The organism is Arthrobacter sp. K4-10C, from assembly GCF_059090085.1.
Genome location: NZ_JBNHFI010000001.1, coordinates 62,678 through 88,799 on the forward strand (window position 1 = coordinate 62,678; position 26,122 = coordinate 88,799).

Annotated in this window: 14 protein-coding genes and 2 tRNA genes; 5 read left to right on the top strand and 11 right to left on the bottom strand. The window is 66.4% G+C overall.

The window, feature by feature from the left end; translation table 11 throughout:
* Positions 1–188: 188 nt before the first annotated feature.
* Positions 189–1,817 carry a S1C family serine protease gene (locus AC5RUU_RS00265; RefSeq protein ID WP_493973233.1) on the bottom strand — a complete coding sequence of 543 codons (1,629 nt, stop codon included), beginning with the start codon at positions 1,815–1,817 and terminating at the stop codon, positions 189–191.
* Positions 1,818–2,103: 286 nt separating this feature from the next.
* On the opposite strand from AC5RUU_RS00265, the gene AC5RUU_RS00270 reads away from it, so the two are divergent.
* From AC5RUU_RS00270 to AC5RUU_RS00280, 3 genes are all read left to right on the top strand, one after another.
* On the top strand, positions 2,104–4,152 hold the full coding sequence (locus AC5RUU_RS00270) for a TPM domain-containing protein (protein WP_493973234.1): 2,049 nt from the start codon (positions 2,104–2,106) through the stop codon (positions 4,150–4,152).
* 107 nt (positions 4,153–4,259) lie between these two features.
* A complete protein-coding gene (locus tag AC5RUU_RS00275) occupies positions 4,260–5,048 on the top strand; it encodes a PspA/IM30 family protein (RefSeq protein WP_493973235.1) in 789 nt (262 codons plus the stop codon).
* A 94-nt stretch (positions 5,049–5,142) separates the two neighbouring features.
* Positions 5,143–6,570, top strand: a complete 1,428-nt coding sequence (locus AC5RUU_RS00280) for a cryptochrome/photolyase family protein (protein WP_493973236.1) — start codon at positions 5,143–5,145, stop codon at positions 6,568–6,570.
* A 6-nt stretch (positions 6,571–6,576) separates the two neighbouring features.
* On the opposite strand, the gene AC5RUU_RS00285 is transcribed toward AC5RUU_RS00280, so the two are convergent.
* From AC5RUU_RS00285 to AC5RUU_RS00305, 5 genes are all read right to left on the bottom strand, one after another.
* A complete protein-coding gene (locus tag AC5RUU_RS00285; RefSeq protein ID WP_493973237.1) occupies positions 6,577–7,509 on the bottom strand; it encodes a cytochrome b/b6 domain-containing protein in 933 nt (310 codons plus the stop codon).
* Positions 7,510–7,650: 141 nt separating this feature from the next.
* Positions 7,651–7,724: transfer RNA gene (locus AC5RUU_RS00290), tRNA-Met, on the bottom strand.
* Between the two features lie 120 nt (positions 7,725–7,844).
* Positions 7,845–7,918, bottom strand: a tRNA-Met gene (locus AC5RUU_RS00295).
* Positions 7,919–8,033: 115 nt separating this feature from the next.
* A complete protein-coding gene (locus tag AC5RUU_RS00300) occupies positions 8,034–11,009 on the bottom strand; it encodes a UPF0182 family membrane protein (RefSeq protein ID WP_493973238.1) in 2,976 nt (991 codons plus the stop codon).
* A 165-nt stretch (positions 11,010–11,174) separates the two neighbouring features.
* Positions 11,175–12,359, bottom strand: coding sequence for a YlbL family protein (locus tag AC5RUU_RS00305; RefSeq protein ID WP_493973239.1), 1,185 nt, complete (start codon positions 12,357–12,359; stop codon positions 11,175–11,177).
* A 137-nt stretch (positions 12,360–12,496) separates the two neighbouring features.
* Between AC5RUU_RS00305 and AC5RUU_RS00310 the strand changes: the two genes are divergently transcribed.
* Positions 12,497–13,912: a zinc-dependent metalloprotease gene (locus tag AC5RUU_RS00310; RefSeq protein ID WP_493973240.1), complete on the top strand. Its 1,416-nt coding sequence runs from the start codon at positions 12,497–12,499 to the stop codon at positions 13,910–13,912.
* Between the two features lie 27 nt (positions 13,913–13,939).
* On the opposite strand, the gene AC5RUU_RS00315 is transcribed toward AC5RUU_RS00310, so the two are convergent.
* The 3 genes from AC5RUU_RS00315 to nudC are packed head-to-tail and all read right to left on the bottom strand — an operon-like array spanning position 13,940 to position 17,800.
* Positions 13,940–14,593, bottom strand: coding sequence for a M48 metallopeptidase family protein (locus AC5RUU_RS00315; RefSeq protein WP_493973241.1), 654 nt, complete (start codon positions 14,591–14,593; stop codon positions 13,940–13,942).
* On the bottom strand, positions 14,590–16,725 hold the full coding sequence (locus tag AC5RUU_RS00320) for an ATP-dependent DNA helicase UvrD2 (protein ID WP_493973242.1): 2,136 nt from the start codon (positions 16,723–16,725) through the stop codon (positions 14,590–14,592). The genes AC5RUU_RS00315 and AC5RUU_RS00320 overlap by 4 nt, the downstream gene beginning before the upstream one ends.
* A gap of 55 nt (positions 16,726–16,780) precedes the next feature.
* Positions 16,781–17,800, bottom strand: a complete 1,020-nt coding sequence (gene nudC / locus AC5RUU_RS00325) for an NAD(+) diphosphatase (RefSeq protein WP_493973243.1) — start codon at positions 17,798–17,800, stop codon at positions 16,781–16,783.
* Between the two features lie 144 nt (positions 17,801–17,944).
* Here nudC and AC5RUU_RS00330 point away from each other — a divergent pair, with 144 nt between their 5' ends.
* Positions 17,945–19,249, top strand: coding sequence for a macrolide 2'-phosphotransferase (locus AC5RUU_RS00330; RefSeq protein ID WP_493973244.1), 1,305 nt, complete (start codon positions 17,945–17,947; stop codon positions 19,247–19,249).
* Positions 19,250–19,288: 39 nt separating this feature from the next.
* On the opposite strand, the gene AC5RUU_RS00335 is transcribed toward AC5RUU_RS00330, so the two are convergent.
* Positions 19,289–22,828, bottom strand: coding sequence for an ATP-dependent helicase (locus tag AC5RUU_RS00335; RefSeq protein ID WP_493973245.1), 3,540 nt, complete (start codon positions 22,826–22,828; stop codon positions 19,289–19,291).
* A complete protein-coding gene (locus tag AC5RUU_RS00340) occupies positions 22,825–26,064 on the bottom strand; it encodes an ATP-dependent helicase (RefSeq protein ID WP_493973670.1) in 3,240 nt (1,079 codons plus the stop codon). Before AC5RUU_RS00340 ends, AC5RUU_RS00335 begins: the two co-directional genes overlap by 4 nt.
* Positions 26,065–26,122: the final 58 nt, after the last annotated feature.

The window sequence follows — 26,122 nt, forward strand, 5'->3', positions numbered from 1 at the left end:
GTGAGGTCATGGCCGCGGAATGCCCGGCAAACGGGTAGCTCCTAGCTAACCATAAAGCCGCACCCCTGCGCCCTCTTCCGTTAACGCCTGTGTCAGCGCTCCCCCAGGGGCGGGCATCACGACGGCGGGGTCCCTGCCCGAGGTGGGGACACCGCCGTCGTACTGCCAGGTGAGTCTGGCAACAGCGCCTAGCTGGCCGCGGTTCCCAGCGTGACGTCGAAGGTCTGTTCCTGGCCGTTGCGCAGGACAGTGATCTTCACCTTCGAGCCGGCGGGCTGTTCACGGACCGCGGCGGTCAGCTGGTTAGGTTCGCCGATGGCAAGGTCGTTGAACTTGGTGACGACGTCGCCCACCTTGATGCCGGCCTTGGCTGCAGCCGAGTCGGGTTCGACGGTGGCGACCTCCGCGCCCACTGAGAACTCAGACGACGTGCTGGAGGCGGCCTTCGGCTTGACACTGACACCCAACTGGCCGTGGGAAGCCTTGCCGGTGTCGATGATTTCCTGGGCAACGCGCTTGGCGTGGTTGATCGGGATGCTGAAGCCTACGCCGATGTTTCCGCTGGTGGCCGATGCGCTGGAACCCGCAGAGGCGATGGCCACGTTGACGCCGATGACCTCACCGCTGGTGTTGACCAGGGCGCCGCCGGAGTTGCCGGGGTTGATGGCGGCGTCCGTCTGGATCACGTTGATGGAGATCTCACCCTGGCCCGCCGCCTGCTGGCTCTGTCCGCCGCCCGGAGGCGCGAACTGGAAGCCGCCCTCGTCGTCGCCCTCTGCGTTGTCGCCCTCTTTGGGGGCTGCTGCCGAGGCCACGCTGATGGTCCTGTTGAGGGTGGAGACGATGCCATCGGTGACCGTTCCGGTGAGGCCGAGGGGGGAACCAATGGCGATGGCTGTGTCGCCCACGTTGAGCTTCCCGGAATCTCCCAGCGTGGCGGGCGTCAGGCCCGAGCCGGCGTCCACCTTGATAACTGCGAGGTCTGAGAGCGGATCGGTACCCACCAGCTTGGCGGGGATGACCCGGCCGTCACTGGCGCGGACCTCAAGGGCAGCATTCGCCGTCTGGCCGTCGAGGGTGACCACGTGCGTGTTGGTCAAGATATGCCCCTCGTCGTCCAGCACGATGCCGGACCCGGTGCCGCCCGCGCTGCCGCTGGATGCACTGATGGTCACGACGCTCGGCGATGCTTTCACCGCCGCTGCCGTGATCTCGTTGACTGAGTCCTGGTTGTTGACGATGACTGTGCCAGGCTGGCTGTTGCCGCTCGCGGCCGTTGAGGATCCGGTGTTACCGAAGAACTCCGCCGAACCGACGGTCGCCACGCCGCCGCCCACCAGGCCGGCAGCGAGGATGCTGGCCACAAGGGTACCGACGCCGAAACTGGCCTTCCGGCGCGGCGCATCCTTGGGGTTCGGGGTATAGCCCGCCGCTCCCCCATAGGCGGCCTGGCCGCCCTGGTCGTGGTGTCCGGGCTGCTGGTAGCTGTGCTGCGGGTACTGCTGGGCGGACTGCTGGCCTTGGCCGTAGCCGGCCTGCCCGTAGAACGGCTGGCGCTGCGGGTAGTCCGGGCGGGGGCCGCCGGGCAGTTCCTGGGTGGGATTCGTGCCGTATTGACCCACGTCTTCGGTGGGGTGCTGCAACGGCGGAGTACCCTGCCCGCTGCCAGCCGGGGCTGTCCCGTTCGCTTCCGCCGCGTCGTCCGCATGCCGAGCCTCCGGGGTCCGTTCCTCTTGGCGGGCGGAGTGCTGCTCCCAGGGGTCCTGGCGGCCGGCGCGGCCGTCCGGAGCCGGTCCGGGAGTTTGGTTCTCAGTCATGGGACTTCCTTTCATCCTCTTCTGCATTAACTATGGCCCCCTTGGCTGGATCAAGCTCGGATGTTTGCTGAGAGCTTCCTGAAGGGTCGATTCGGCTCTCCCGGTCCCCCTTGCAGCGTTTCGCTGCTGGCATATTCACCCCAATGGACGGGGTGTGGGGTGCACCATAGAATCAAGATGAATTGCCACAGCGACCTGCGGCTTCACACCAAGCGTGGGGGCGCTGTTGGATTCTGAGACGACTGATTCGTCCCGAATCGGTGTCAGGCGTGCTGAAGGGTTGCACATGCGGTCAAAGTTCAAACATATACTCGCCGTGATCGGCCTAACCGGCATGCTGGCGGTACCCGCCGGCGCCGCCTGGGCTGAGGACCCGGTCACCATCCCCTCGGGCACCAACATTGTTGACGAGGCCAACGTCCTCGGCAGCCGCAAGGGCGAGGTGCAGGAGGCTATACAAAAGCTCCTAAAGGATCACAAGTACAACCTCTATGTTGTGACGGTCGATTCGTTTACCAACCCAGCTGATCCCGCGGCCTGGGCACAGGCTGTAGCAACGAACAAGAGTATGGGCCGGTCCGACGCCATCCTGGCGATAGCCGAGGAGGGCAAATTCAGCTTCGTCCTGAATTCGGCCAGTCCCATCAAATCCAAACAGGGGGCCATCAGCCAAAACGCCGTCACGGCCAACCTGGCTGGCGGTAACCCGGACTTCGCCCAGGCAGCCATTGACACCGCGGCCGCCATCGGCAATGCTGCCGGCGGTGGCGGCGGAACGGTACCTTCTGACAATGGCGCCGGCGCTGCAGTTCTCGTTGGGACCGGCGTTGTGGCGGCCGGTGGTGCAGGTGCCTATCTGTACTTCCGCAACAAGCGGAAGAAGGCCTCCGCTTCCCAGTCGTCCTCAGCGAGCTATGGGCCGCAGGGTGCCGCCGTTGATCCGCTGGCTTCCCTGAGCGTCGAGGAACTCCGCCGCAAGAGCGGTTCGCTGCTGATTGAAGCCGACGACGCGATCAAGTCCAGCGAGCAGGAACTGATGTTCGCCCAGGCACAGTACGGGGACTCTGCGGTCGGCAACTTCACCAAGGCGCTTGACGAAGCCAAGGGCCACATGACGGAGTCCTTCAAGCTCCAGCAGCAGCTTGACGACCACATCCCGGACACTGAAGAGCAGCAACGAACCTGGCTGGGTGAGATCATCCGCCGTTCGGAGGCCGCCCTGGCCTCGCTCCAGGAGCAGAAGGCGGATTTCGACTCCTTGCGCGAGCTTGAAAAGAACGCTCCGCAGGCCCTTTCCACGGTCAACGCCGGAGCCCGTGAGGCGGATGCGAAGATCGCCAGTGCGGAACAGTCGCTCACTGCCCTGCGCGCGAAATACGCCGAAAGCGCCCTGACGCAGGTCTCGGACAACATCCTGCAGGCCAAGGAACGCCTTGCGTTCGTTCAAAATGCCACGGCCACCGCGGAACAAAAGCTCAGCGAAGGCGAAGGCAGCCTGGCAGCCGTGGCCGTCCGTGCCGCCGAAGAAAGCCTGCACCAGACCAACGTCCTCCTGGATGCCATCTCCAAGGTCTCGTCAAACCTTGACGAGGCGCGGAACAGGCTTGAGGCCGCCGTCGTGGACACGTCCCAGGACCTTGCCCAGGCCCGGGCCATGATCCAGTCCGGTGCACACCCGGAGCTTGCCGGCCCGGTGGCGGGTGTGGAAGCCGCGCTGTCGCAGGTCAAGGCCGAGATTCACGGCGGCAAGATCGATCCGATCGCCACCCTGCAGCGCGTGGAAACTGCCCACCAGTCGCTCGACCAGGCCCTGACCGGCATCCGGGACCAGCGGGAACAGTCCCGGCGCGCGCAGGCCTCGCTCCAGCAAACCATCATGTCCGCCCAGGCCCAGATCAGTGCCACTTCGGACTACATCACGGCCCGCCGCGGCGGCGTTGGCACAGAGGCCCGAACGCGGCTGGCTGAGTCGCAGCGCAACCTGGACTACGCCCTTTCGATCTCCCGGACAGACCCCGTCACTGCCCTGACCTATGCTCAGCAGGCCCACGCGCTGGCGGCGCAGGCAGCCCAGCTGGCGCAGGCTGACGTGGACCACTTCGGCGGCTACGCCGACCAGGGCTATGGGCGGGGCGGCATGTTCGGCGGCGGTGGAGGCGGCGGCCTTGGCGGCGCCATACTTGGCGGCATCCTCATCAACTCCATCCTCAACGGAGGCGGTGGCGGCGGCTGGGGCGGCGGTCACAGCGACGGCGGAGGCTGGGGTGGCGGCGACTTCGGCGGCGGCGATTTTGGCGGTGGAGACTTCGGCGGCGGGGACTCCGGAAGTTTCTAACTCATAGGCTAGGCGCCTGCCGGAAACATCCGGCGGGCGCCTTGAAGCAGTAAACCACTGTTCACGGATGTCAGTGGCCACCACAGAGCAGGACGAAAGGTAACACCATGGTTAAGCAGTCCATTTTCGGCCGTATCGCGCAGCTGGCAAAGGCGAACATCAACTCCTTGCTGGACAACGCTGAGGATCCGCAGAAGATGCTGGACCAGATGGTCCGGGACTACACCAACAACATTGCCGAGGCCGAGTCCGCCGTCGCACAGACCATCGGTAACCTCCGCATGCTCGAAGACGACTACAACGAGGACATCAAGAACGCCCGCGACTGGGGAAACAAGGCCCTGGCGGCTTCCCGGAAGGCTGATGAGTTCCGCGCCGCCGGTGACGCAGTCGACGCCGAGAAGTTCGACAACCTGGCCAAGGTTGCGCTGCAGCGACAGATGGCGGCTGAGAACGAGGCAAAGGGCGCCGAGCCCAGCATCGCGTCCCAGCGTGAGGTGGTGGACAAGCTGAAGACTGGCCTGGACCAGATGAAGGGCAAGCTCAACCAGCTGACCAGCAAGCGTAACGAGCTGGTGGCCCGGTCCAAGACGGCCGCGGCTCAGTCGCAGGTCCACGATGCCATCAAGAGCATTGACATCATGGACCCCACCAGTGAAGTGGGCCGGTTCGAAGAGAAGATCCGCCGCGAGGAAGCCAAGGTCCGTGGCCAGCAGGAGTTGGCCGCCTCCAGCCTGGACGCACAGTTCAACCAGCTTGAGGATCTTGGGGAACAGGTGGAGATTGAAGCCCGTCTGGCTGCCCTGAAGTCCGGCGGCGCAAAGCCGGCCATTGGCTCAGGTAACTCCACCTCTTCCCAGTCAACGGTGGAAGAAGCGGATTTCGACAAGCTCTAACGGTCACCAGGGGTTCATTCTCCCGCAATTTGAGCAAGGGCCGGGGCCGTAAACCCCGGCCCTTTGCCGTGCCGCAAGTGTGTAGCGTGGTGGGATGGCTACTTCCGATGTGACCTCCCTTGTGTGGCTGCGCGACGATCTGCGCCTGGATGACAACCCCGCGTTGATGGAAGCCGCGGGACTCGGTTTGCCCATGACGGTCGTCTACATCCTGGACGAAGAGTCCGAAGGGATCCGTCCGCTGGGTGGTGCCACCCGCTGGTGGCTGCACCATTCGCTCACCGCGCTTGCCGCCGACCTGGAAGCCAAAGGATCCCGCCTGCTGCTGCGCCGTGGCCGCTCGGTCGACATCATCCGGGAACTCGCTAGGCAGACGAAGGCCTGCCATCTCCTTTGGAACCGCAGGTACGGGCTGCCGGAGCGCGATATAGACGCAGGACTCAAGGACTGGGCCAGTGAAAACGGCATCCAGGCCTCAAGTTTCCAGGCGAACCTCCTCTTCGAGCCTTGGACCATCCGCACCGGGGCCGGCGGACCATACAAGGTCTACTCCCCGTTTTGGCGGGCCTGTCTGGCAACTTCGGACCTGCGCGACCCCCTGGATGCGCCGGAAAGGTTGCCTGCACCTGCCAACTCCGGGCGGAGGCTCCCAACCAGCGACCCCCTGGGCAACTGGAAGCTGTTGCCTGCCTCCCCCGACTGGAGCGGAGGGTTGGCCGACACCTGGGAGCCCGGCGAGAAGGGGGCAGCCCACCGCCTCGGGGACTTCCTGGACGGCCCGATCGAGGACTACGGGATTGGCAGGAACATCCCGGGCACCGAGGGAACCAGCCGGCTCTCGCCGCACCTGCGCTTTGGCGAAGTAAGTCCCTTCCGCGTGTGGCGGGAAATCAGCCGGCGGTTCCCGCAGAAGGTGCCTGCCGACGTCGGAATCTTCCGTTCGGAGCTTGGATGGCGGGAATTCAACTGGCACCTGCTGTACCACAACCCGGACCTTGCCACCCGCAGCTTCCGGCCGGAGTTCGACAGGTTCACGTGGGGGCAGCTGAGCCGCAGGGAACTTACCGCCTGGCAGCAGGGAAAGACCGGCTACCCGTTGGTTGACGCCGGAATGCGGCAATTGTGGAAGACCGGCTGGATGCACAACCGCGTCCGGATGGCCGCAGCGTCGTTCCTTGTCAAGAACCTCCTCACCGATTGGCGCATCGGGGAGGAATGGTTCTGGGACACCCTGGTGGACGCCGACGCCGCCAACAACCCAGCAAACTGGCAGTGGGTGGCCGGATCAGGCGCAGATGCCTCGCCCTATTACCGGATCTTCAATCCGGTGACGCAGAGCAGGAAGTTCGACGCCGATGGCACGTACCTGCGTGCGTTCATTCCTGAACTCGAGGGCCTTGAGGGCAAGGCGATACACGAGCCCTGGACGGCAGAGAGTGGCGGCTACCCCAAGCCCCTGGTGGATTTGCCGGAGTCGCGGGCGCGGGCCCTGGAGGCTTACCGGAAGCTCAAGGACGACTGAAGCAGGTCACCGGCCGACTTTGCCCATCAGGGACGCGATGGGCCGAAGGAAGATTGGGCGGGCCAGGAACCAGGCCGCGACCATGACCGCCACCGAGGCGAGGAAAACCCAGAATCCGAGCCAGCCGTCGTCGTCCCGGGCCCCGTACATGTGGTTGAGGTTTCGCAGTGCGCCGGTAGCCAGAACCAGGAAGACATGGACCACGATGAAGGCCACGAAGTAGATCATCACCGGGAAGTGGACGGCGCGGGCCCATTCGATGGGGTAGGCCTTGTTGAGGCCGGCCGCCTTCTTGGGCCAGGCCGAGGACATACGGAGGCCGGTGATGAAGGCCAGCGGAGCGGCGATGAATACAGTGATGAAGTACGTGAGCAGCTGAAGGGCGTTGTAGTTGACCCAGCCGTTTTCCGTGGGCCAGTCAAGCGATGCGTACTGCAGGGCCGCGGAGAGGGCGTTCGGGAAAACGTCCCAGCTGGTGGGGACGATGCGCATCCACTGCCCGGTGGCGAACAGCAGCACCGCGAAAACGAGACCGTTGAGGATCCACAGGGCGTCCAGTGTCAGGTGGAACCACAACTCCAGGCTGATCTTGGTGGGGGCGTTCCTGGTCCGGATCAGGCCCTTGTTGTTGCGCGTCCAGTACCCGCTGGGACGCGTGGTAGTGCGCACCTGCCACCCGGTGCGGATGATCAGCAGCAGGAAGAACGCGTTCAGGAAATGCTGCCAGGCCAGCCAGGCAGGGAAGCCAACCGGAGCATTCTCCGGAAGCTCCGAATGGCCCGGGTAGTCCGCCACAAAGGAGGCGACTGCCGGCAGCCCCACCAGCCACCTGGCCACCAGCACCACCAGGACAAGCGCCACGAGGACAGCAGGCACGCCCCAGTAGAGTCGGGACCGCTTAGCCGCGGCGGCGCCGGGCTTCTTCGTGGGTGTGGACATCGAGCAACATTCCTCTCCAGAATGACTGGCCAACTGCTCACTGCTGTGAGGCTCTGCGAAAGAGAATACTAGGAACTAACCGTATTCAAGGAAAAAAGAAGACCCCGCCCGGCTGTTCCGCCGGTCGGGGTCTTTCATAAGTTGCGGGGACAGGATTTGAACCTGTGACCTCTGGGTTATGAGCCCAGCGAGCTACCGAACTGCTCCACCCCGCGTCGCTGAACCAACACTACCCTACTTTTGCGCCGGCATTTACCAACCTGGCCGGCTCCTGGAGGCCAGGGTTTAAGCAGGAAGGTCCGGACACTGTTCCCAGTATCCGGACCTTCCGTCAGTTGCGGGGACAGGATTTGAACCTGTGACCTCTGGGTTATGAGCCCAGCGAGCTACCGAACTGCTCCACCCCGCGTCGCAAGAACTACTTTACCGGGAGGTGAACAGGCGGCCAAATCGAAGCGGCGTGATGTCCGTTACGCCGACCGGCACCCGGCCCACAACGGGCTGGGTGCCGGCCGCCGACGTCGCTAGCTGCTCGGTGAAGGCGACGGCGAAGCTTCAGGCGTTGCCGTCGCCGCCGGTGCCGGGGATGCCTCAGGGGCGGCAACCGGAATCTTCGCCTCGGCATCCACTGCCTTCTGGAGGGCTGCTGCGATCCTCTTTTGGGCCTCGCCGTAGGCAGCGAAGTCACCGGACGCCAGTGCCGCCTGCCCGGCCTGCATGGCCGCGTTTGCCTCGTCCAGCGCCGCCTTCAGTTCGGCCTTCGCATCCGCTCCCCCGGGCGCCGCGGGAGTTCCCGGATCAGCAGGCGTCTGGCCGTTGTTGTCCGAGTCACCGGCAGCAGCACCGGAATCACCGCCGAAGAGTTGTTTCAGCGCCTCATCCAGGGTGGGCGCGAAGCCAACCTTGTCGCCGAACGCCACCAGCACTCGCTGCAGAGTGGGGTAGGACGTCTCGCCGGTGGACTTGAGGTAGACCGGCTGCACGTACAGGATGCCGCCGCCCACAGGCAGGGTAAGCAGGTTTCCGTTCAGCACGTCCGAGGCGCCCTGGCGCAGCAGGTTAAGGGCCTGCGACACCGTGGGGTCGGAGTTGAACTTGTTCTGTGCCTGGCCGGGACCGGGAACCTGGATCTCCGGCGGGATCTGCAGCAGCCGCAGCTTGCCGTAGCTGTCGGCCTTGACGCCGGCTTCATTACCCGCGTCGGAGTCTGCTGCCAGGAATCCGTACAGGACGTTGCGGGCATTGCCGTTCACGATCTGCGGGATGTAGGAGGACGTCAGCTGGAAGGCGGGCTTGTCCTGGTCCGGCATCTGCAGGGACATGTAGAACGGCGGCTGCTTGACGTCCGCGTTCGAGTCCACGGTGGGGTCGTTCGGCACGCTCCAGACGTCCTTGGTCTGGTAAAACGTGGACGGGTCCGTGACGTGGTACTCGCCCAGGAGCTGGCGCTGGACCTTGAACAGGTCCTCCGGATACCGGACATGGCTCATGACTGCACCCGACATCTCGGAGTAGGGCTTCAGCGAGGTGGGGAACACCTTCTGCCATGCCTTCAGCAGCGGGTCCTGGTCATCCCAGGCATACAGCGTGACGGACCCGTCGTACGCATCCACCGTGGCCTTCACCGAGTTCCGGATGTAGTTGACGGTGCTGTTGGGCAAGGCGACGGCCCTGCCGGACGTGGTCTGGGAGTCCGCGGTGGCATCGGAGAGCTGCGCCTGCTGCGAGTACGGGTAGTACTGGCTGGTGGTGTAACCGTCCACAATCCATTTGACGCGGCCGTCCACCACTGCCGGGTAGGCGTTGCCGTCAACCGTCAGGTAGGGGGCAACCTTCTCCACCCGCTCGCGCGGGTTGCGGTCATACAGGATCTGCGACTCCGGGTTCACGCCGTCCGAAAGCAGCAGGTCCGACGACTGGAACTTGATGGCGTACAGCACCTTGTTGAAGAAGCTGCCCACGTTCGGGCCGCCGTTACCCTCGAAGGTGTACTGGGTCTCACCCGCGCCGGACGGCCGGTCCTGCTCCCGCGGCGGGGCGCCGTCGGGGGCGCCCACGATTGAGTAGTCAGGGGACGATTCGCCGAAGTAGATCCTCGGTTCGTACGTGGAGTCATCACCCAGCACGCCGGTAGACGGGATGCCCGACTGCAGGAATTCCGGTTTGCCGTCCACGGTGAACTTGTTGCCCTTGGCCGCCACCACGCCGTAGCCGTGCGTGTAGACGACATGCTGGTTGAGCCAGCCCTGCTGGTTCGTGTTCACGTTGGTGGGGTTGAGCTCCCGGACGGCAATCACGGTGTCCTGGATCTCGCCGTCAACCTCGTAACGGTCCACGTTCAGGGCTTCCGGGAACTGGTAGTACGGCCGGTATTGCTCGAGCTGGGAGAAAGCGTCCGAAATCAGGTTGGGGTCAAGCAGCCTGATGTTCGCGGTGGTCTGCGCATCCGGTGCCAGGGCTCCCGTGCTGGCGGTGTTGGTGGCGTCGTACCGGCTCACCTCGATCGCATCAAGGCCGTACGCCTTGCGGGTGTTGTCGATGTTGCGCTGGATGAATTCCTTCTCCAGCGTCTCTTCGGAGGGGCGCACCTGGAACTGCTGGATGACCCAAGGGTAGACGCCTCCGGCCAGGATGGAGGTGATGACCAGCATTGCCGTTCCAATGACGGGCAGGCGCCAGCGGCCGATAACGGCGGCCACCACGAAGAGGATGGCGACGAGCACTGCGGCGACGGCAAGGATGGCCTTGGTGGGAATGACGGCGTTGACGTCGGTGTACAGGGCGCCGGCCCACCGTCCGTTGTTGCTCTGCACTGCGGAGTAGCGGTCAAGCCAGAAGTTGACGCCCAGCAGCACCAGGAACGCGGCACCGGTGACGGCTATGTGGATCTGGGCTGCGCGGCTGGTGAACACGCCGCGTTCCATCAGCCGGATGCTGCCGTAGAGGTAGTGCGTCAGGATGCCCGCGATTCCGGCAATCACCACCACGCTGATCAGGAAGCCTGTAATGAAGCCGAGGAAGGGCAGGACCATCAGGTAGAAGCTGATGTCCAGGCCGAATTCCGGATCAGGCTGGCCGAAGCCCTCCTGGTTGAAGAAGAGCAGGACCTTCTGCCACTGGCTTGCGGCGGCGCTGCCCGCGAAGAGGCCGAAGAGGACGGGAAGGCCCACCATAACCACCCGCCGGACAGGCTCCAGCTGTGCCTGGTAGCGGTTGAGGTTGTCCCGGATGTCGGAGTCCGGGGCATACACCGGCCTGGCATGGTAGGCGATGCGGATGGCGAAGAACACTGCCGCGAACATGATGGCGAAGCCGGCCGCGAAGATGGCGATCCGGACAAGGTTCTCTGTGACGAAGACTTCGATGAAGCCCAGCTGGCGGTACCAGAGGACGTCGGTCCAGACGTTGGCGAAGAAGATGAAGCCCACAACCACGAGGGCAACAACAATCAGGGTGGGCGTCAGCGCTCCGCGCCGGGAAGGAGGTCTGCCTGTGGACATTGTGCTGGCGGGACGGGACAAACTGGGTACCTCATAGCTGGTCGTCAGATATTTGAAGCGGGCGAGCGAGCGGCTGACTCCGCCGGCCAACGGCTGGTTTTGTCCGCCATAATTGCCACGAGTGGCGGTAAAGCTTAGTTCCTGTCAAGTCTAGTTGCGCCCAGTCTAGTTGTTTGTGCACGTCGGCAGGCCGGATAGGTCCTGTCCGCTGCCGGCCCGTTCGACGGCGGCCCTCGCCTCAGCCAGGTTCTCCACCCGCACCACCTGCAACCCGTCGGGGATGTGCCCGGCAACTTCCGCGCAGTTGGCGGCGGGCGCAAGGAACAGCGTGGCTCCCCCGGCACGGGCGCCGTGCATCTTCTGCGCGATTCCGCCGATGGGGCCCACGACGCCGTCCGGGGAGATGGTACCGGTGCCGGCTATATGCTTACCGCCCGTAAGGTCCCCCGGGGTGACCGTATCGATGATGCCCAGCGAAAACATCAGCCCCGCCGAGGGGCCGGCAACCTTCTCAAGGGAGATCTCCACGTCGAAAGGGAAGGTGAACAAGTACTTGAGCATGACACCGAGGATGAACCTGCCCTCACCGTTGTCCTTGGGGATGATCGTCTCGGCGACTTGCTGCCCGTCCCGCTCCACCACGACGGCGGCGGGAGCGCCGTTGCCGGCCGCCAGTTCCTCCTGGATGACGGACAGTGCGGTGATGTCCTTGCCGTTGATGGTCTTGAGTATGTCCCCCGGCTCGATCTTGCCGGCCGATGCCGAGCCCTCGGAAAGGCCTGCTGCCTGGAGCTGCTGGCCATACGGAATGTCCAGTTCATTGAGGGCGGAGGCCACTGCGTTCTCCTGCGACGTGGTCATGGCCACGGCCCCTTGCTCCTCGGCTTCCTGCTTTGTTGTGCCGGTGGGGTAAATCAGTTCCACCGGCTGGACGGCTTTGGTGGGGTCAAGCCACGCGGAAAAGGCACGGAGGATGCTGACAGGACCGGTGGGGCCGCCGTCAACGTAGACAGTGGTGAGGTCAAGGTTGCCCGCGGCCGGGTAGGACTCCCGTCCGGTGACTTTGATGACAGGTGTCCCCTGGCTTTGTCCCAGCGTGTTGTACGTGGGTCCGGGCGTCTCGACAACATAGGGCACCGGAAGCGTAGCGACGCCGATTCCCAGGCCAAGTGCTGCCAATCCCGCAAGCATCATGGCGGACACCCGAGGGTCCCGCGGTGCCGCGCCCTCGTCCAGAGGTTCGGGGCCGCCGTCGTCCGTTCCGCTGCTGTCCCTTTCCCAGGAGAAGGAACCCTGGGGAAAGTCTGGAGCGTGCTCCTCGGAGGGGTGGCTGCCACGGGTTGTCGTCACGCCATCAACACTACGCGGTGGCGCCACCGGTACAGCTCTTTGCCTACAGCGAACGGTACCGGAGCGCGGCAGACAGCCGCCGGCAGCCGCGGTACCGTGAAGGTTGATCAACAGTCACACCGACGATCGGCGGGATCATGACCTCCAATCCACTTAATCCGTCCAACGGCGACGACAACCCCAAAGACCCGTTGACCGAGATGCTGCAGAACCTCATGGGCGGCAAGGGCATGGAAAACTTCGACCCCGCCGAACTGGCCAAGGCCGCCGGGCTGCCCAATGACCCCAACCTGCTGGCCCAGATGTTCTCCCAGGTCCAGGCCATGATGAGTGCACCGTCCGAGGGGCCTGTGAACTGGACGCTGGCGCACGACAATGCCCGCCGGGTGGCGGCAAGCAGCTCCGACCCCTCCGTGACGTCCCAGCAGTCCCGCGACGTCGACGAGGCCCTGCGCCTGGCGGAACTCTGGCTTGACCCCGTCACGGACCTGCCCGCCACTGGGCTGATCGGCCGCGCGTGGTCCCGGGCGGAGTGGGTGGAGGCGACGCTGGGCACCTGGAAGAGGCTGACCGAACCCGTCGCCAACAGCATCGCCAACGCGTTGTCGTCCGCCATGACGGAACAGATGCCCGAGGAAATGAAGTCCATGATGGGCGGCGCCTCGTCCATGCTCCAGAACATGGGCGGCGCCATCTTCGGCATGCAACTGGGCCAGGCGATCGGCGCCCTCTCCGCGGACGTGGTCAGCTCCACCGATATCGGCGTGCCCCTGGCCGACCTTGAAATGGCCCTGCTGCCCGCCAACGTTGCCGCCTTCGGTGAAGGCCTTTCCCTGCCCGAAAATGACATCCGGCTCTTCCTCGCAGTGCGGGAAGCGGCCCATGCCCGGCTCTTCGTCCAGGTTCCCTGGCTGCGGGGACACCTGCTGGGCGCTATCGAGGCCTACGCCCGGGGCATCCACATCGACACGTCACGCATCGAAGAACTGGCAAGGGACCTTGATCCCAGCAATCCCGAAGGCATCCAGGAGGCCCTGTCGCAGGGCGTCTTCATGCCCCAGCGGACACCGGCCCAGGAACAGGCACTGGAAAAGCTGGAAACGGCACTCGCCCTCGTCGAGGGGTGGGTGGATGAACTGACCGCCGCGGCGACGGAGAAGATGCTGCCCTCCGCCGGGGCCCTGCGGGAAACCGTCCGCCGCCGCCGCGCCACCGGTGGGCCGGCCGAGCACGCATTCGCTTCACTGGTAGGGCTGGAACTGCGGCCCCGGCGGCTGCGCGACGCCGCCACGCTCTGGGCCGCACTGAAGGAAGAGCGCGGAATCGAAGGCCGCGACGCCATCTGGCACCACCCGGACCTCCTGCCCACGGCCGAGGACCTGGACGATCCGAAGGGATTCAGCGGACGCCGCAAGCTTGCCGAGGCCAGCGACAGCGAAGTGGACGATGCACTGCAGAAACTGCTTAGCGGCGGGTTCGACGCTCCGGCACCGGATGCCGGCGAAGACGGGGCAAAGGACGACGACGGCGGGGACAGCCAGCCCAAGGGCTGACGACCGTCGTGGCAGGGTAAGCCCTGGCTAGTCGGCGTCCGCCGGCCAGTGTTCCTGCCCCGGGAGTCCGCTGCCGGAGCCTCCGCCTTCGGCCTCTGCGGCGAGGCCGCGGGCGGTGGCAAACGACACCCCTTCAAGGAATGCCTTGGCACGCTGTGTTTCCGGATATGCCTCCAGCAGTTTCCAGAAGGCCGCGTTGTGTCCGGCCACCAGAAGATGCGCGAGTTCGTGGAGCAGGACGTAATCGGTCACCCATTGGGGCATGGGCCGGAGTTTGTCCGAAAGCCGGATGGTTCCGTCTGCCGGAGTGGCTGATCCCCAGCGCGAGTTCTGGTTACTGACCCAGCGCACTGACGTTGGAACGGCCCGCCCGCCCAGATAGCGTGCCGAAAGGTGGGCGGCGTGGGCCGCGAGCGCCGCGTCCGACGCCGGGCGCTTCCGGCCGGCTGCCGCGCGGCGCTCCCCCTGCCGTTGCAGCTTGTCCAGCATCCGGCGGACCCATTCGGTTTCCTGGGCTGCGCTGAAACGCGCCGGGATCGCGACGACGGCCGTCCCGTTCTCCCAGAACGCTGCCACAGTGCGGGTCCGGCGGGCGGAACGGCGTACTTCCACCGGTGCGCCGTCAGCGGTGGTCCGGACTTCAGCTGCCCGCCGGTCCGCCGCCGACCGTCCCGGATTCACAGTGCGGTGCTTTCCGTCAGGACCCGGAGGACGTCTTCGCCGTACTTTTCCAGCTTCGAGGGGCCTACCCCGGCCAGTCCGGCGAGTTCTTCCAGCGAACCGGGCCGGGCCTCGGCGATGGCCGTCAGCGTTGCATCCGTGAAGACTACGAAGGCGGGGACGTCTGCGGACATCGCCATCTCCCGGCGCCAGTTCCGCAGGGCCTCAAAGGTTTGTTCCTCGTAACTTGGTGGACACGCATTGCAACGCCCCACCTTGCGTTCGGCGCCGGTGGCGAGCATGCTTCCGCAGACCCTGCAGACGGCGGGGGCGGCCGCCTTCCGGCGTGGCGCCGCGCCCTTGCCGCGCGTGGTTGAGCTTGCCACCGACGCAGGCCGCAGCCCGTCAAGGAACCGGGACGGCTTCCGGTTGGCGCGGCCGCCGGGTGTCCGGGCGGTACTCCACGACAGGGCAAGGTGTTCGCGCGCACGGGTGATCCCGACGTACAGGAGCCGGCGTTCCTCATCCACCGATTCCGGCGAGTCGGCGAAGGAAATGGGCATCAGGCCTTCACTGAGCCCGACGAGGAACACGGCGTCCCATTCCAGTCCCTTCGCAGCGTGCAGGGACGCCAGCGTCACGCCCTGGACAGTGGGAGCGTGCTGGGCCAGCGAACGTTCCTGGAGTTCGTTGACGAAGTCCACCAGGCCAAATTGCGGTCCGCGGCTTTGGACGAGTTCGTCGGCCAGTGCAACCAGCGCCGCCAGCGACTCCCAGCGTTCCCGGAGCGCTCCCCCGCTGTGTGGAGCCGAGTCGGTGTAACCGAGGGAAGAGACGATGTCGCGGACAAGCTGCCCCAGGGGTTCCGGCGAATCCGTCCCGCTCACTGCCCTGGTTGCTGCCCGCAGCTGGAGGATGGCGTCCCGGACTTCCTTGCGGGCGAAGAACCGTTCCCCTCCGCGCAGCTGGTACCCGATCCCGGCGGCGGCCAGGGCTTGTTCGTAGGCTTCGGACTGGCCGTTGGTCCGGAAAAGGATGGTCACCTCGCTGGCCGGCGTGCCGTCGTCGAGGAGCGCCCTGATTTTCTGGGCCACGGTAGCGGCCTCGGCTTCGTCGTCGGCGCACTCCGTGAAGGTGGGCACCGGGCCTGCGGGCCGCTGCGCCACGAGCTGCAACGGTGTTGCCCATGCCGCATCGGCAGCCGGTCCGCCGCTCCGGCGGCCTGCCAGCAGGTCGTTGGCCAGCTTCACCACCTGCGGTGTGGAGCGATAGTCCCTGATGAGCTTGACCACGCTGGCCTGCGGATAGCGTGCCTTGAAGTCCAGGAGGTGGCGCGGTGAGGCGCCGGTAAAGGAGTAGATGGTCTGGCTGGCGTCACCCACGACGCACAGTTCGTCGCGCCCGCCCAGCCACAGGTCCAGAAGCCGCTGCTGCAGCGGCGAGACGTCCTGGTACTCGTCCACCACGAAGTGCCGGTACTGTTCACGGACCGTGGCGGCAACCCGATCGTCTTCCTGCAGGATGCCGACGGTGATCAACAGGACGTCCTCGAAATCGATCACGTTGCGGTCGGTCTTGACGTCCTCGTAGGCCTGGAACACCCGGGCCACGGCTGTGAGGTCGAAGCCGCCCGGCGTGCCCCTTCCCTGCGCGTTTTCGAGGTAGTTGGCGGGAGTCAGCATGGACACCTTGGCCCACTCGATTTCCGAGGCGAGGTCCCGGATGGAGGCACGGTCCGTGCTCAGCCTGAGCCGGCGCGCTGCCTCGGCCAGCATCTGGGCTTTATGGTCCAGGAGGTTCGGAAGCGAGCCGCCCACAGCTTGCGGCCAAAAGAACTGGAGCTGGCGCAGGGCGGCGGCGTGGAAGGTTCGGGCCTGGACATTGCCCGCGCCAAGATCCCGGAGCCGGCTGCGCATCTCGGCGGCGGCGCGGGCGGTGAACGTCACGGCCAGCAGCCGCTGCGGGGTATAGACGCCGGAGTGGACTCCATAGGCGATGCGGTGGGTGATGGCCCGGGTCTTTCCCGTCCCTGCACCGGCAAGCACGCAAAGGGGCCCGCTGAGCGTGCTCGCCACCTCACGCTGTTCAGCGTCCAGCCCGCCAAGGATGCGGTCCTCGAGCGATGCTGCCCCGTCAAAAATCTCTGTCGTCACTTCTGCCGCTTTGTGTCTCGACTACCGCATGCTTGGAGTCTGGTGGATATGGAGTCTAGGCGCCGGCTCGGTCCTCGATCCGCCCGCCGTACCAGTGCTCAATGAGCGCCCGCGCGATGGAGAGCCTGCTGGAGATGGTGATGTCCCCCCTGAGCACGGCGTCCTGGAGTTCCTCCCGGCTGAACCAGCGCGCCCTGGTGACCTCCACGCCGTCGGGCGTTGCCTTCGCGTCTTCGGTGACGGCGGTAAATCCAAGCATAAGGGAGGCGGGGAACGGCCAGGACTGCGAGCCAAGGTATTGGCAGGCACTCACGCGCACCCCCACTTCCTCAAAAACTTCCCGCACCACAGCCTGTTCCAGCGATTCGCCGGGCTCAACGAACCCTGCAAGCGTGGAGAAGTTCTTCGCGTCCACCGGGCCCCCGCCGCCCAGCAGCAGCCTGCCGTCCGGACCCACCACGGTGACGATGATCGCAGGGTCCGTCCGCGGATAATGCTCGGACGAATCTGCCGGACAGCGGCGCACCCAGCCGCCCGTTTCTACCACCGTGGGCGTCCCGCACCGCGGACAGTGGGTGTGGCCGGAGTGCCAGTTGGCGATGGCGCTTGCCTCAACGAACAGGGCAGTGTGGGTGGCACTGAGGCCGGCAGCCACATCCCGGAATCCCGCCCAGGCTGCATCGCCCGGTATGCCACCGGTGCCTGGTTCAACCGGTTCCGGAAGGACGTAGAGCACCAACTCTGTGCCGGCCGGAAGATCGGCCCCGGGCAGGGCGGCACCGAGGTAAACCACCAGGTCCGGAGCGGCAAAGGCCGCCGAGAGCCCCTCCAGCAGGTCCCTGGCGCCGGCCATGAACAGGCCGCCGCCCTGCACCAGTCCCTGCCGGCCGGACAGGACGATAGCCAGAGTGCCGGGTGCAGCCAGGAGTTCCTCCACCATTCCGGGCTTTGCGCGCACAGCCGATCCCCGGTCAACCAGGGCCGGCGGAACAGGAAGCAGGGTCTCCCGAAGATGGTTGGCCGGCAGCGCCGGCGCTCCCTGATGGACCGGTGTGACAGAATCCGCGTGGCTCATGGATCCACCGTACTGACATGGACCGACAATCCGCATTCGGCCGGACAACGGTAACCGTAGGAAGGGGTACCCCATTTGCACTGATCTGAAGACTCGCCGCCGGCAGACCGGTGACTTGGACGGCGGGCAATCTACCGTGGAACGGTGAGAAGAAAACCGATTGAACTGGCAGCCGTTGCAACCGCGGCAGTCCCCGGACTGACCCCAACGGCCGTTAGCTCTGCCCCGGATGATCCCGCGGACTTCGATTCGGCTCTGCTCCTGGATTCGGAGGGCAAGCGCTGGCGCGTTCGGTCCCCCCGGCACGCTGAGGCCAGCGCCCGGCTGGAGACGGAATTCCTGGTGCTGCGGGCCTTCGCACCCGGTGTCCGGGCCGAGCTTCCGTTCCTGATGCCCACTGTGGCGGGCAGCGTCCGGCTGGGAACCCTGAGCACATTTGTCTACTCACACCTGGCCGGCAGCACCCGCAGCGTTGAGGAACTAACCGCGGGCCCGGAAGCCCTGGCCCGCGAAATCGGCGCAGCCCTGGCAGCCATCCACGACCTGCCACGGGCCTTGGTCAACAACGCTGACCTGCCCAGCTACACTCCCAACGAATTCCGCCAGCGCAGGCTGAATGAACTGGACCAGGCGGCCACCACGGGAAAGATTCCACCGGCACTCCTGCTGCGGTGGGAACATGCCATGGAGGATGTATCCCTCTGGCGCTTCAATCCATGCGTGGTCCACGGAGACCTGCACGAGGACAACATTCTGGTGGAAGGCCAGCGCGTCACGGCCGTGACGGGGTGGACCGACCTCCGGATCGGCGACCCGGCTGACGACTTCGCCTGGCTGGTGGCCTCCAATGAGCAGGACTTCGTGGATGCCGTGCTGGCCAGCTACACCGCCAGCCGGCGCGACACCCCGGACAGCCATCTGCTGCGGCGGGCGGCCCTTTCGGCCGAATTCGCCCTCGCCCAGTACCTGGTCAAGGGAATCGCGGCAGGCGATCCGGGGATCGTAGCCGAGGCGGAAGGCATGCTGGAAACCCTCGCGAGTGACATTGCCGAACATGGCGGCCAGCCCATCAGTGTCGAGCCACAGCCCACTGCCGGGGAGGCGGCGGGCGGCGGAATTTTGAGCGCGGCCACCCCGGCCGGCGTGCCCGGCAGTGGCGAGTCCCACGTGGACGCGCGGCGTGAAGAGGCGTCCGACGGCGGCCCACGAACGGGTGTGCCCCCTGTTACCGTTGTCCCCGTCCCGGCCCAGCCCGCTGTGGAAATTGTTCCCGTCCCGGCCCAGCCCGTGGTGGAAGCGACCCCCCTGCAGGCCAGGCCGGCTGTTCACGTTGCCCCCATTCCCGTCGAACCGGGGCAGGCGGCCGGCGGGCAGCCGGGAACTTCCCCGGATGATCCCGACGACACCTCCACCACGGCCCTTCCCGTGATCAACGCCAACCAGCCGTAAGCCAGCGGGCGGGCCGGTGGCCGCTGCCCTCGCGGCTCCTCAGCCGGAGCCCAGGGCGGCCGCGACGATTGCCTCCAGCTGGGCTGCTGTTCCAAGATCGTGCGGCCGCACCAGCTCGTTGTCTGCCACGTAGAAAAACGCTGCCCGGACGTCCTCCAGCGGAACGTTCTTCAGCCGCGCCCATGCCAGCCGGTACACGGCAAGCTGCACCGACCTGGCCCGTAGCTGTGCACCGGAGGGACGGCGGCCGGTCTTCCAGTCCACGAGGTCCCAGCGCCCGTCGGCGTCCTGGAACACCGCGTCGATGCGCCCGCGCACCACCACCTCGCCCACGCGGGTTTCAACGGGGACCTCCACGAAGGCTGGGGACCGCTCAGCCCAGGGTGAAGCCCGGAAGGTGTCCACCATGGAATCGAGATCGTAGGCGGCGTCGATATGCTCGTCCGAACCGGGAGCTTCCCCCAGGTCGAGCATCCCGGCAGCGCCGAAATATTCCTCCACCCAGGCGTGGAACGCGGTTCCTTTCCGCGCTGACATCCCGGGCTCGCGCGGAACCGGACGACGCAGCCTGGCGAGCACCTCCGACGGGTCGTCCCCCAGATCCACCAGCATGGATGCGGAGATGTGGCCGGGCAGGTGAACATCCTGGCCGTGGGACCTTTTGGCCCTTCGCTCCAGCAGCAGCGCCGCTTCCCGGGCCCACCCCTCTGCCGTTCCGCCCAAACCGGTGCTGCACGCCTGGCTGCCTTCAACCCCTGGCACTTCGGGCTCCAGTTGTTCCCCGCCGGACTCCAGTTCGGCCAGCACGCGGGCAGCTGCCATGTCCATGGCGTGCCTGCGTCCCCGGGCAAGCCGGAGCCGCTCCCCCGTGCGGGGGTCCACGGGGCCTTCCAGCGGATCGTACGGCCACCCCGCCACCTCGGTTTCAGCGGACAGCGGACTGCTTTCGGGCAAGGCAGCTTCCTCAAGGGACCGCGGGTGGACCGACGCCGGGGCAGGCCCCCTACCCACCGCCGTTTTCACGAGGACATCGAGTTCGGCAAGGAACGGTGACATTTCGGCCCGGGCGGCACGCGATCCCACCCAGGCAGCGCTGGACACCCACAACACGTGCTTGGCCCGGGTGTAGGCAACGTAGGCGAGGCGGCGTTCCTCCGATTCCCCGTGCGCCTGCACCGCTGCCTTGAAGTCCTTTTCGGCGTCCAGCCAGCCCTTCTGGTCCGGCTGGTCCAGGTCCCATTGCGGCAGGTCCGCACGGTCCCCGCGCAAGGGCCACGGCAGTGCCGCACTCCCGCTGCTCCAACGGGAGTCCTTGTCCGTGGGAAACGCGCCGGCGTTCAGCCCGGGTACGAAGACCACGTCCCACTCCAGGCCCTTGGAGGCGTGGACGGTGAGCAGCTGGACGGCTTCCCGGTTTACATCAGCCGGCGGGGCTTCCAGCCCGTTTTCCTCGGCTGCGGCAGCCTCAAGCCAGGCCAGGAAGGCAAGGATGTCCACCCGTTGGGATGTGCGAAGAAAACCGGCTGCGGCATCCTGGAAGGCATCCAAGTTGCGGCGGGCCTGGTGGATGCTGACGCCTGGGCCCGCCGCAACCTCGATGTCCAGGAGCATGGCCCGCTCCACTTCGCCGAGCAGCGTGGTGAGGTCGTCACCGAGGTAGCCGCGGAGCTGCCGCAGCTCCGCGGACAGCTGGACCAGCCGGCTCCGGGCCGCTGCGCTGAGGCTCCTGCCGCTGGCGGAGGTCCATCCGTCCCGCGGCAGCCAGTCCAGCGCCTCCACCAGGCTGGCGCCATCCGTCAGGTCGCCCTCAAGGACCGTCGGACCACCGTCGGCAGACCCGTCACCGGACAGCTCCGCGGCCTGCCCGCGCCGGCGGGCCAGATGGCTGGACCAGTCCCGCAGTGCCATCAGGTCCGCAGGCCCAATCCGCCACCTCGCTCCTGCCAGGAGACGCATGAGGGCGTCAGATCGGCCCGGGTCCGCGAGCACCCGCAAAGTGGCAACGAGGTCCACCACCTCCGGCGTGTCCAGGAGTCCGCCAAGGCCCACGATCTCGTAGGGGATGCCCCTAGCCTCCAACTGGCGGCGGATCACTTCCATCTGCGCGCGCCGCCGGCACAGGACGGCGATGGCCGGCGGCACCGGTGAGCCGTCAGGCTTCACCTCGAAGTCGGTCACCTTGTACTTCAGGACATCCTCCGCAAGTGCCGAGGCTTCCTCCACGTCACTGCCGAAACGGCCAAGCACAACAGCGCCCTCGGCCGCGTAGGGACTGGGCTGCAGCGGAGGCACGTCCACTGGAGCAGCTCCTCCTCCACCTGCCGGTCCCCGCTGTGCCCCGGCCCTGCCCAGCGCTTCCGACATCACGTTGGCTGCCGCCAGGATGGAGCGCCCGTTGCGCCACGCGGTGGTCAGGTAGGACGTGGGCGCAGGTGCCCAGCGCGCCGGTTCACCCGCCGGCGCATCCCGCACCGGAAACTCCCGGACGAAATGGAACAGCTGGCCGGCCGACGCTCCCCGGAAGCCGTAAATCGACTGGTTGGGATCCCCGACGGCCGTCACCGCATGTCCCCCACCGAACAGGCGGGAGAAGAGCACCAACTGGGCATGCGAGGTGTCCTGGAACTCATCGAGCAGGACCACCCTATACCGCTCGCGCTCCATGTGGGCGGCTACCGGGACGTCCCTGGCGACCTTGGCTGCGAGGGCCACCAGGTCCCCAAAATCGAGGGCACCGCGGCTCCGCTTTGCCGCCGCGTACCTGCCTACCATGTCCGCAACGCTGGCCCTGGTCCTGAGCATGCCGGCCAGCTCGGCGGCGGCCTGCGGAGCGTTCTTCTTCTTGTCTGCCAGGTAAGGAAGGGACTTAAAGTCCTGCAGCCTCGCCATCAGCCAGGCCTCAACGTCCTCCGGCTCCTGGAGGTGTTCCGCACATTCCCCGGCGAGCTGGATGACCGCCTTTACCAGCGTGGACTTTGCGGCACGGAAGTGGGTGTATTCGCCGTCGTAAGCCTCCACCACTTCACTGGCAAGCTGCCATGCCTGCGCGCCGCCCAGGAGGACCACATCCCGTTCCACCCCCAGGCGCAGCCCGTAGTCGGCGACGATGCCGCTTGCGAACGAGTGGTAAGTGGACACCTTCGGTTCCAGCGCGTCGCTGGTGAGCAGGCCTTCCGGAAAAACCCTGTGCGCGCTGTCATTGGCGACCAGCTGCTGGAGAGCCACCAGCTTGGCACGGATCCGGGACGCGAGTTCACCGGCTGCCTTCCGGGTAAAAGTTACGCCGAGGACTTCCTCCGGCCGCACCCAGCCGTTGGCCACAAGCCACACAACCCGGTCCGCCATGGTGGCTGTCTTTCCCGACCCGGCCCCGGCAATGACCAGCCGGGGCGCCAGCGGAGAGGAAATGATGGCCGACTGTTCCAGGGTGGGCACATTCTTTTCCCCGAGGAGCACCGACAGCTCCTCAGGGGTAAACCGCGGCTCCGGCGGCTGGGGAACCGCCCTGGGCGTTCCGGGCAGCACGGTGTCCGCCCCGGCGCCATGCTGGCTGGGCAGCACATCGAGGCTGTGGCTCATTCCGTCACCTGCCTTCCCCGCACGCACAGCGGACACACCTCCGGAAGCTTGCAGCCATGGCCTCCATGGCTGCTCTTTGCCGGATCATGCCGGGCAACAAACTCCTTACCGCCCATCACTTTCGCTGCGTCCTTCACCATGTCGAGGGCCCAGTTCTCCTGCGGGTCGAGTGCATCCTGTTGCTGGACGGCGGGGTTTTTGGCGCTTGTTCCGAGCTGGGCCAGCACAGCCCCGCCAGGCAGGGAGCCACCCTGGCTGTCTGTTATTCCCGTGAAGCCACCGGCGAGAACCGCAGCCTGGTAGGCACCGAGCTGGGGATGCCTGGCCAGCTCGCCCTTGCCGGGCTGCCGCTTGCCCGTCTTAAGGTCAACGATGACCAGCCTGCCTTCGCTGTCGATTTCGAGGCGGTCCACCTGGCCCCGGAGGACGGCTTCCCGCGGCGCCGCTTCATCCACTGCCACCTCGCCGAGGGCAACTTCAAAATCCTGTTCCACTCCCACGAGGCTGCGGCCCTCGCTACGCATCACCAGGATGTACTGGGCAAGCTTGCGCACCATTGCCTCCGCACGCTGGAAATCGAGCCTTCCCTCCCAGTTGTCCTTCATGCCCAAGGCAGGCCAGCGGCGCACCAGCTCCGCGACATACTCCGCGCCCGATGCTTCCGGCAACTCCTGCGCGATGGCGTGCACCAGCGTTCCCAGGCTGCGGGCGAAGTCTGTGGCCGCTTCACCGCCTGCTGCCTGCACAAACCAGTCCAGCGGCGACTTCTGCACGGTTTCCACTTTCGACGGCGACACGGACACGGTACCGCCTGGCGGTACCACTGCCGCCTCCGAGGTGAGCGGCGCGAGGCCCCACCATGTGGAGGGATGGGCACCCGGGACGGGGGGCTCGGCCGCCGCCAGCCGGGCCAGCACCCGTGCCGCTTCCCGGGCCTTTGGAGCTTCACTTCCGTCCAACTGGGCGTGTTGCCGCAGCTCGGCGACGAGGGCCCGCAGGGTCATGGGACGTTCCACTGCAGTAAAACCCCTGCGCTCCTGGCCCCGCTCCAGCGGCGCGACATAGTCGAGGAACGAGGACGGCTGGTCGTCCTCGGAAGAAACGGCAGTACAAATCAGCAACTCCCGCGACCGGGAGACGGCGGTGGAAAAGCTGCGCAGTTCGTCGTAACGGATGTCGCGGAGCCGGCTCAGGGGATCACGTTGCAGCGCATAGCCGGTGCCGTGTTCGACGGCGTCCGCGTACAGGGTGCTGCCCAGGAGCTCCCCCCGGAGCCGGGTATTGGGCCACACCCCCTCCTGAAGGCCTGCCACAATCACCACCGGCCATTCCCTCCCTGCTGCACTGGCGGGCGTCATCAGCTCCACCGCGTCGTCCACCTGCGCGCGGGCGGCAAGGGTGTCCATGGGAAGTTCCTGGTTAAGGAGGTACTCCAGGAACTGTTCAGGCCCGGCCCCAGGCATCTGGTCAACATAGCGCTCAGCCGTGTGGAACAGCGCCATCATGGCGTCAAGGTCGCGGTCGGCGCGGGCCCCGTGCGGGCCCCCCGCCAGCGCGGTTTCCGTCCATGATGCTGCCAGGCCGGTGGAACTCCATAACGCCCACAGCACCGATTCGGCGTTGGCGCCGGGCTGGAACGCTGCCTCACGGCCGGACTGGATCATCCGGGCAGTGCGCCTGGCTGCCCTGCCCTCGATCCCCAAGGCACCCAGCGCGCCGGGCTCCAGCAACGCCTCAACGAGGAGTGCATCGCTGGTCCGCCCGCCGCCGCCCAGCAACTCCTCGCGCCTGAGGGACTGCCGGAGCCGCCGGAGTTCGATGGACGTGGCACCCCCGATCCGGGAAGTGAGGAGGGACACCGCGGCTTCCGGGGTCAGGAGCGTGGGGTCCAGTGCGATGGCAAAAGCATCCAGGAGGGGGCGGACCGCCACCTCGTCCCGGACGGCAGACTCGGCCACCGGTACCCGCACCGGGATACCCTGCCCGGAAAGATAACGCTGCAGTTCGCTGACCTGCCCGCCGTTGCGCACAATGACCGCGATCTCCGTGAGGTCCCGGCCAAGGTTGATGTGCTGGTCCAGGATCCGCTGGGCAACATACCGGAGTTCATGCACGGCAGAAGGAACCAGGTGCGCCTCCACAGCACCATCCTGGCGGTTCCCGCCCGCGGGGTCCTCGGCCGGCTGGTTCTCCTCCAAGTGATCCAGCCGCCGGGCAAGCCGTCCGCCCGCCCGCTGGGAAATCCGGCCGGCGACGCCGAGCCAGGCCTCCGCCAGTGCCGGAGCCAGGCGGTGTGAATGGGACAGCGGACGCTCCACCACCGGTGCTTGCGGCGACAGCAGCCGGGGCAACTCGGCCACGAGGTCCGGCCGTGCCCCGCGGAAGCCCTGGACCACGGTGTCCGGCGAGTACGCCACGTAGCAGTCCTGCCGGGCAGCGATGTCTGCCAGCAGTTCGAACACTGCGGGGTTCGCTTCCTGGATATCGTCCACCACGATCAGCTGCAGCCGCTCCCGTTCGGCTGCGAGGAATTCCGGAGCATCCTGGAAGATGTGTCGTGCCGCCGTGATGATCCCGGCGGGGTCGAAGGCCTCCGGCATCCGCAGGTCCAGGACGTCCCGGTATTCGTTGTACAGGGCGGCCGCAGCGATCCAATCGGGCCTGCCGCACTCCCGGCCGAGCTGGGAAAGATCCTCTGCCGTCCGCCCGGATTCGATGATCCGGTCGAAAAGCTGCCGGACCTCCTGGCGGAACCCGCGGGTTTCCAGTGCGCCGTCCAGGTCCTCCGGCCAAGGAAGTTCCAGGCCCGGCAGACGGTGCCCTTCCAGGAGTTCCTTGATGATGAGGTCCTGCTCGGGGCCGGACAGCAGGCGTGGCGGCCTGGCCCGCGGAATGATCCCCTCGGCCTTGGCGCGCCTGATGAGGTCGAAGGCATAGGATGCCCACGTCCGCGCGGGGGTTGTGCTGAGGCTCCGGTCCAGCCGGGCGGTGAAGCGGTCGCGAAGGAAGTCCGCTGCCAGCCGGCTGGGGGCAAGAATCAGCATGCGCTCGGGATCGATACTATCCTGGAGGGCGCGCTTGACGGCGGCCTCGATGAGGACGGTGGTCTTACCGGTCCCGGGGGCCCCTGGCACCAGGACGGGTCCGGCACCCCGGGGAACATCGACGGCGGCCTGCTGGTCAGGGCTCAGCGCCGGCGCGGCCGCGTGGATCTGGCGCGGAGGCAGCAACCGCAGGGCGGCTGACGGATGCCTGGCGGGGTGGACGTCCTGGCTGCCGCCTGCAGTGTCAGCT

Bases quoted from the DNA above. Each gene is read 5' to 3' on its own strand.
- AC5RUU_RS00270 (WP_493973234.1), top strand. From the start codon at position 2,104: ATGCGGTCAAAGTTCAAACATATACTCGCCGTGATCGGCCTAACCGGC.
- AC5RUU_RS00300 (WP_493973238.1), bottom strand. From the start codon at position 11,009: ATGTCCACAGGCAGACCTCCTTCCCGGCGCGGAGCGCTGACGCCCACC.
- AC5RUU_RS00335 (WP_493973245.1), bottom strand. From the start codon at position 22,828: ATGAGCCACAGCCTCGATGTGCTGCCCAGCCAGCATGGCGCCGGGGCG.
- AC5RUU_RS00285 (WP_493973237.1), bottom strand. From the start codon at position 7,509: ATGTCCACACCCACGAAGAAGCCCGGCGCCGCCGCGGCTAAGCGGTCC.
- nudC (WP_493973243.1), bottom strand. From the start codon at position 17,800: ATGAGCCACGCGGATTCTGTCACACCGGTCCATCAGGGAGCGCCGGCG.
- AC5RUU_RS00265 (WP_493973233.1), bottom strand. From the start codon at position 1,817: ATGACTGAGAACCAAACTCCCGGACCGGCTCCGGACGGCCGCGCCGGC.
- AC5RUU_RS00275 (WP_493973235.1), top strand. From the start codon at position 4,260: ATGGTTAAGCAGTCCATTTTCGGCCGTATCGCGCAGCTGGCAAAGGCG.
- AC5RUU_RS00280 (WP_493973236.1), top strand. From the start codon at position 5,143: ATGGCTACTTCCGATGTGACCTCCCTTGTGTGGCTGCGCGACGATCTG.
- AC5RUU_RS00310 (WP_493973240.1), top strand. From the start codon at position 12,497: ATGACCTCCAATCCACTTAATCCGTCCAACGGCGACGACAACCCCAAA.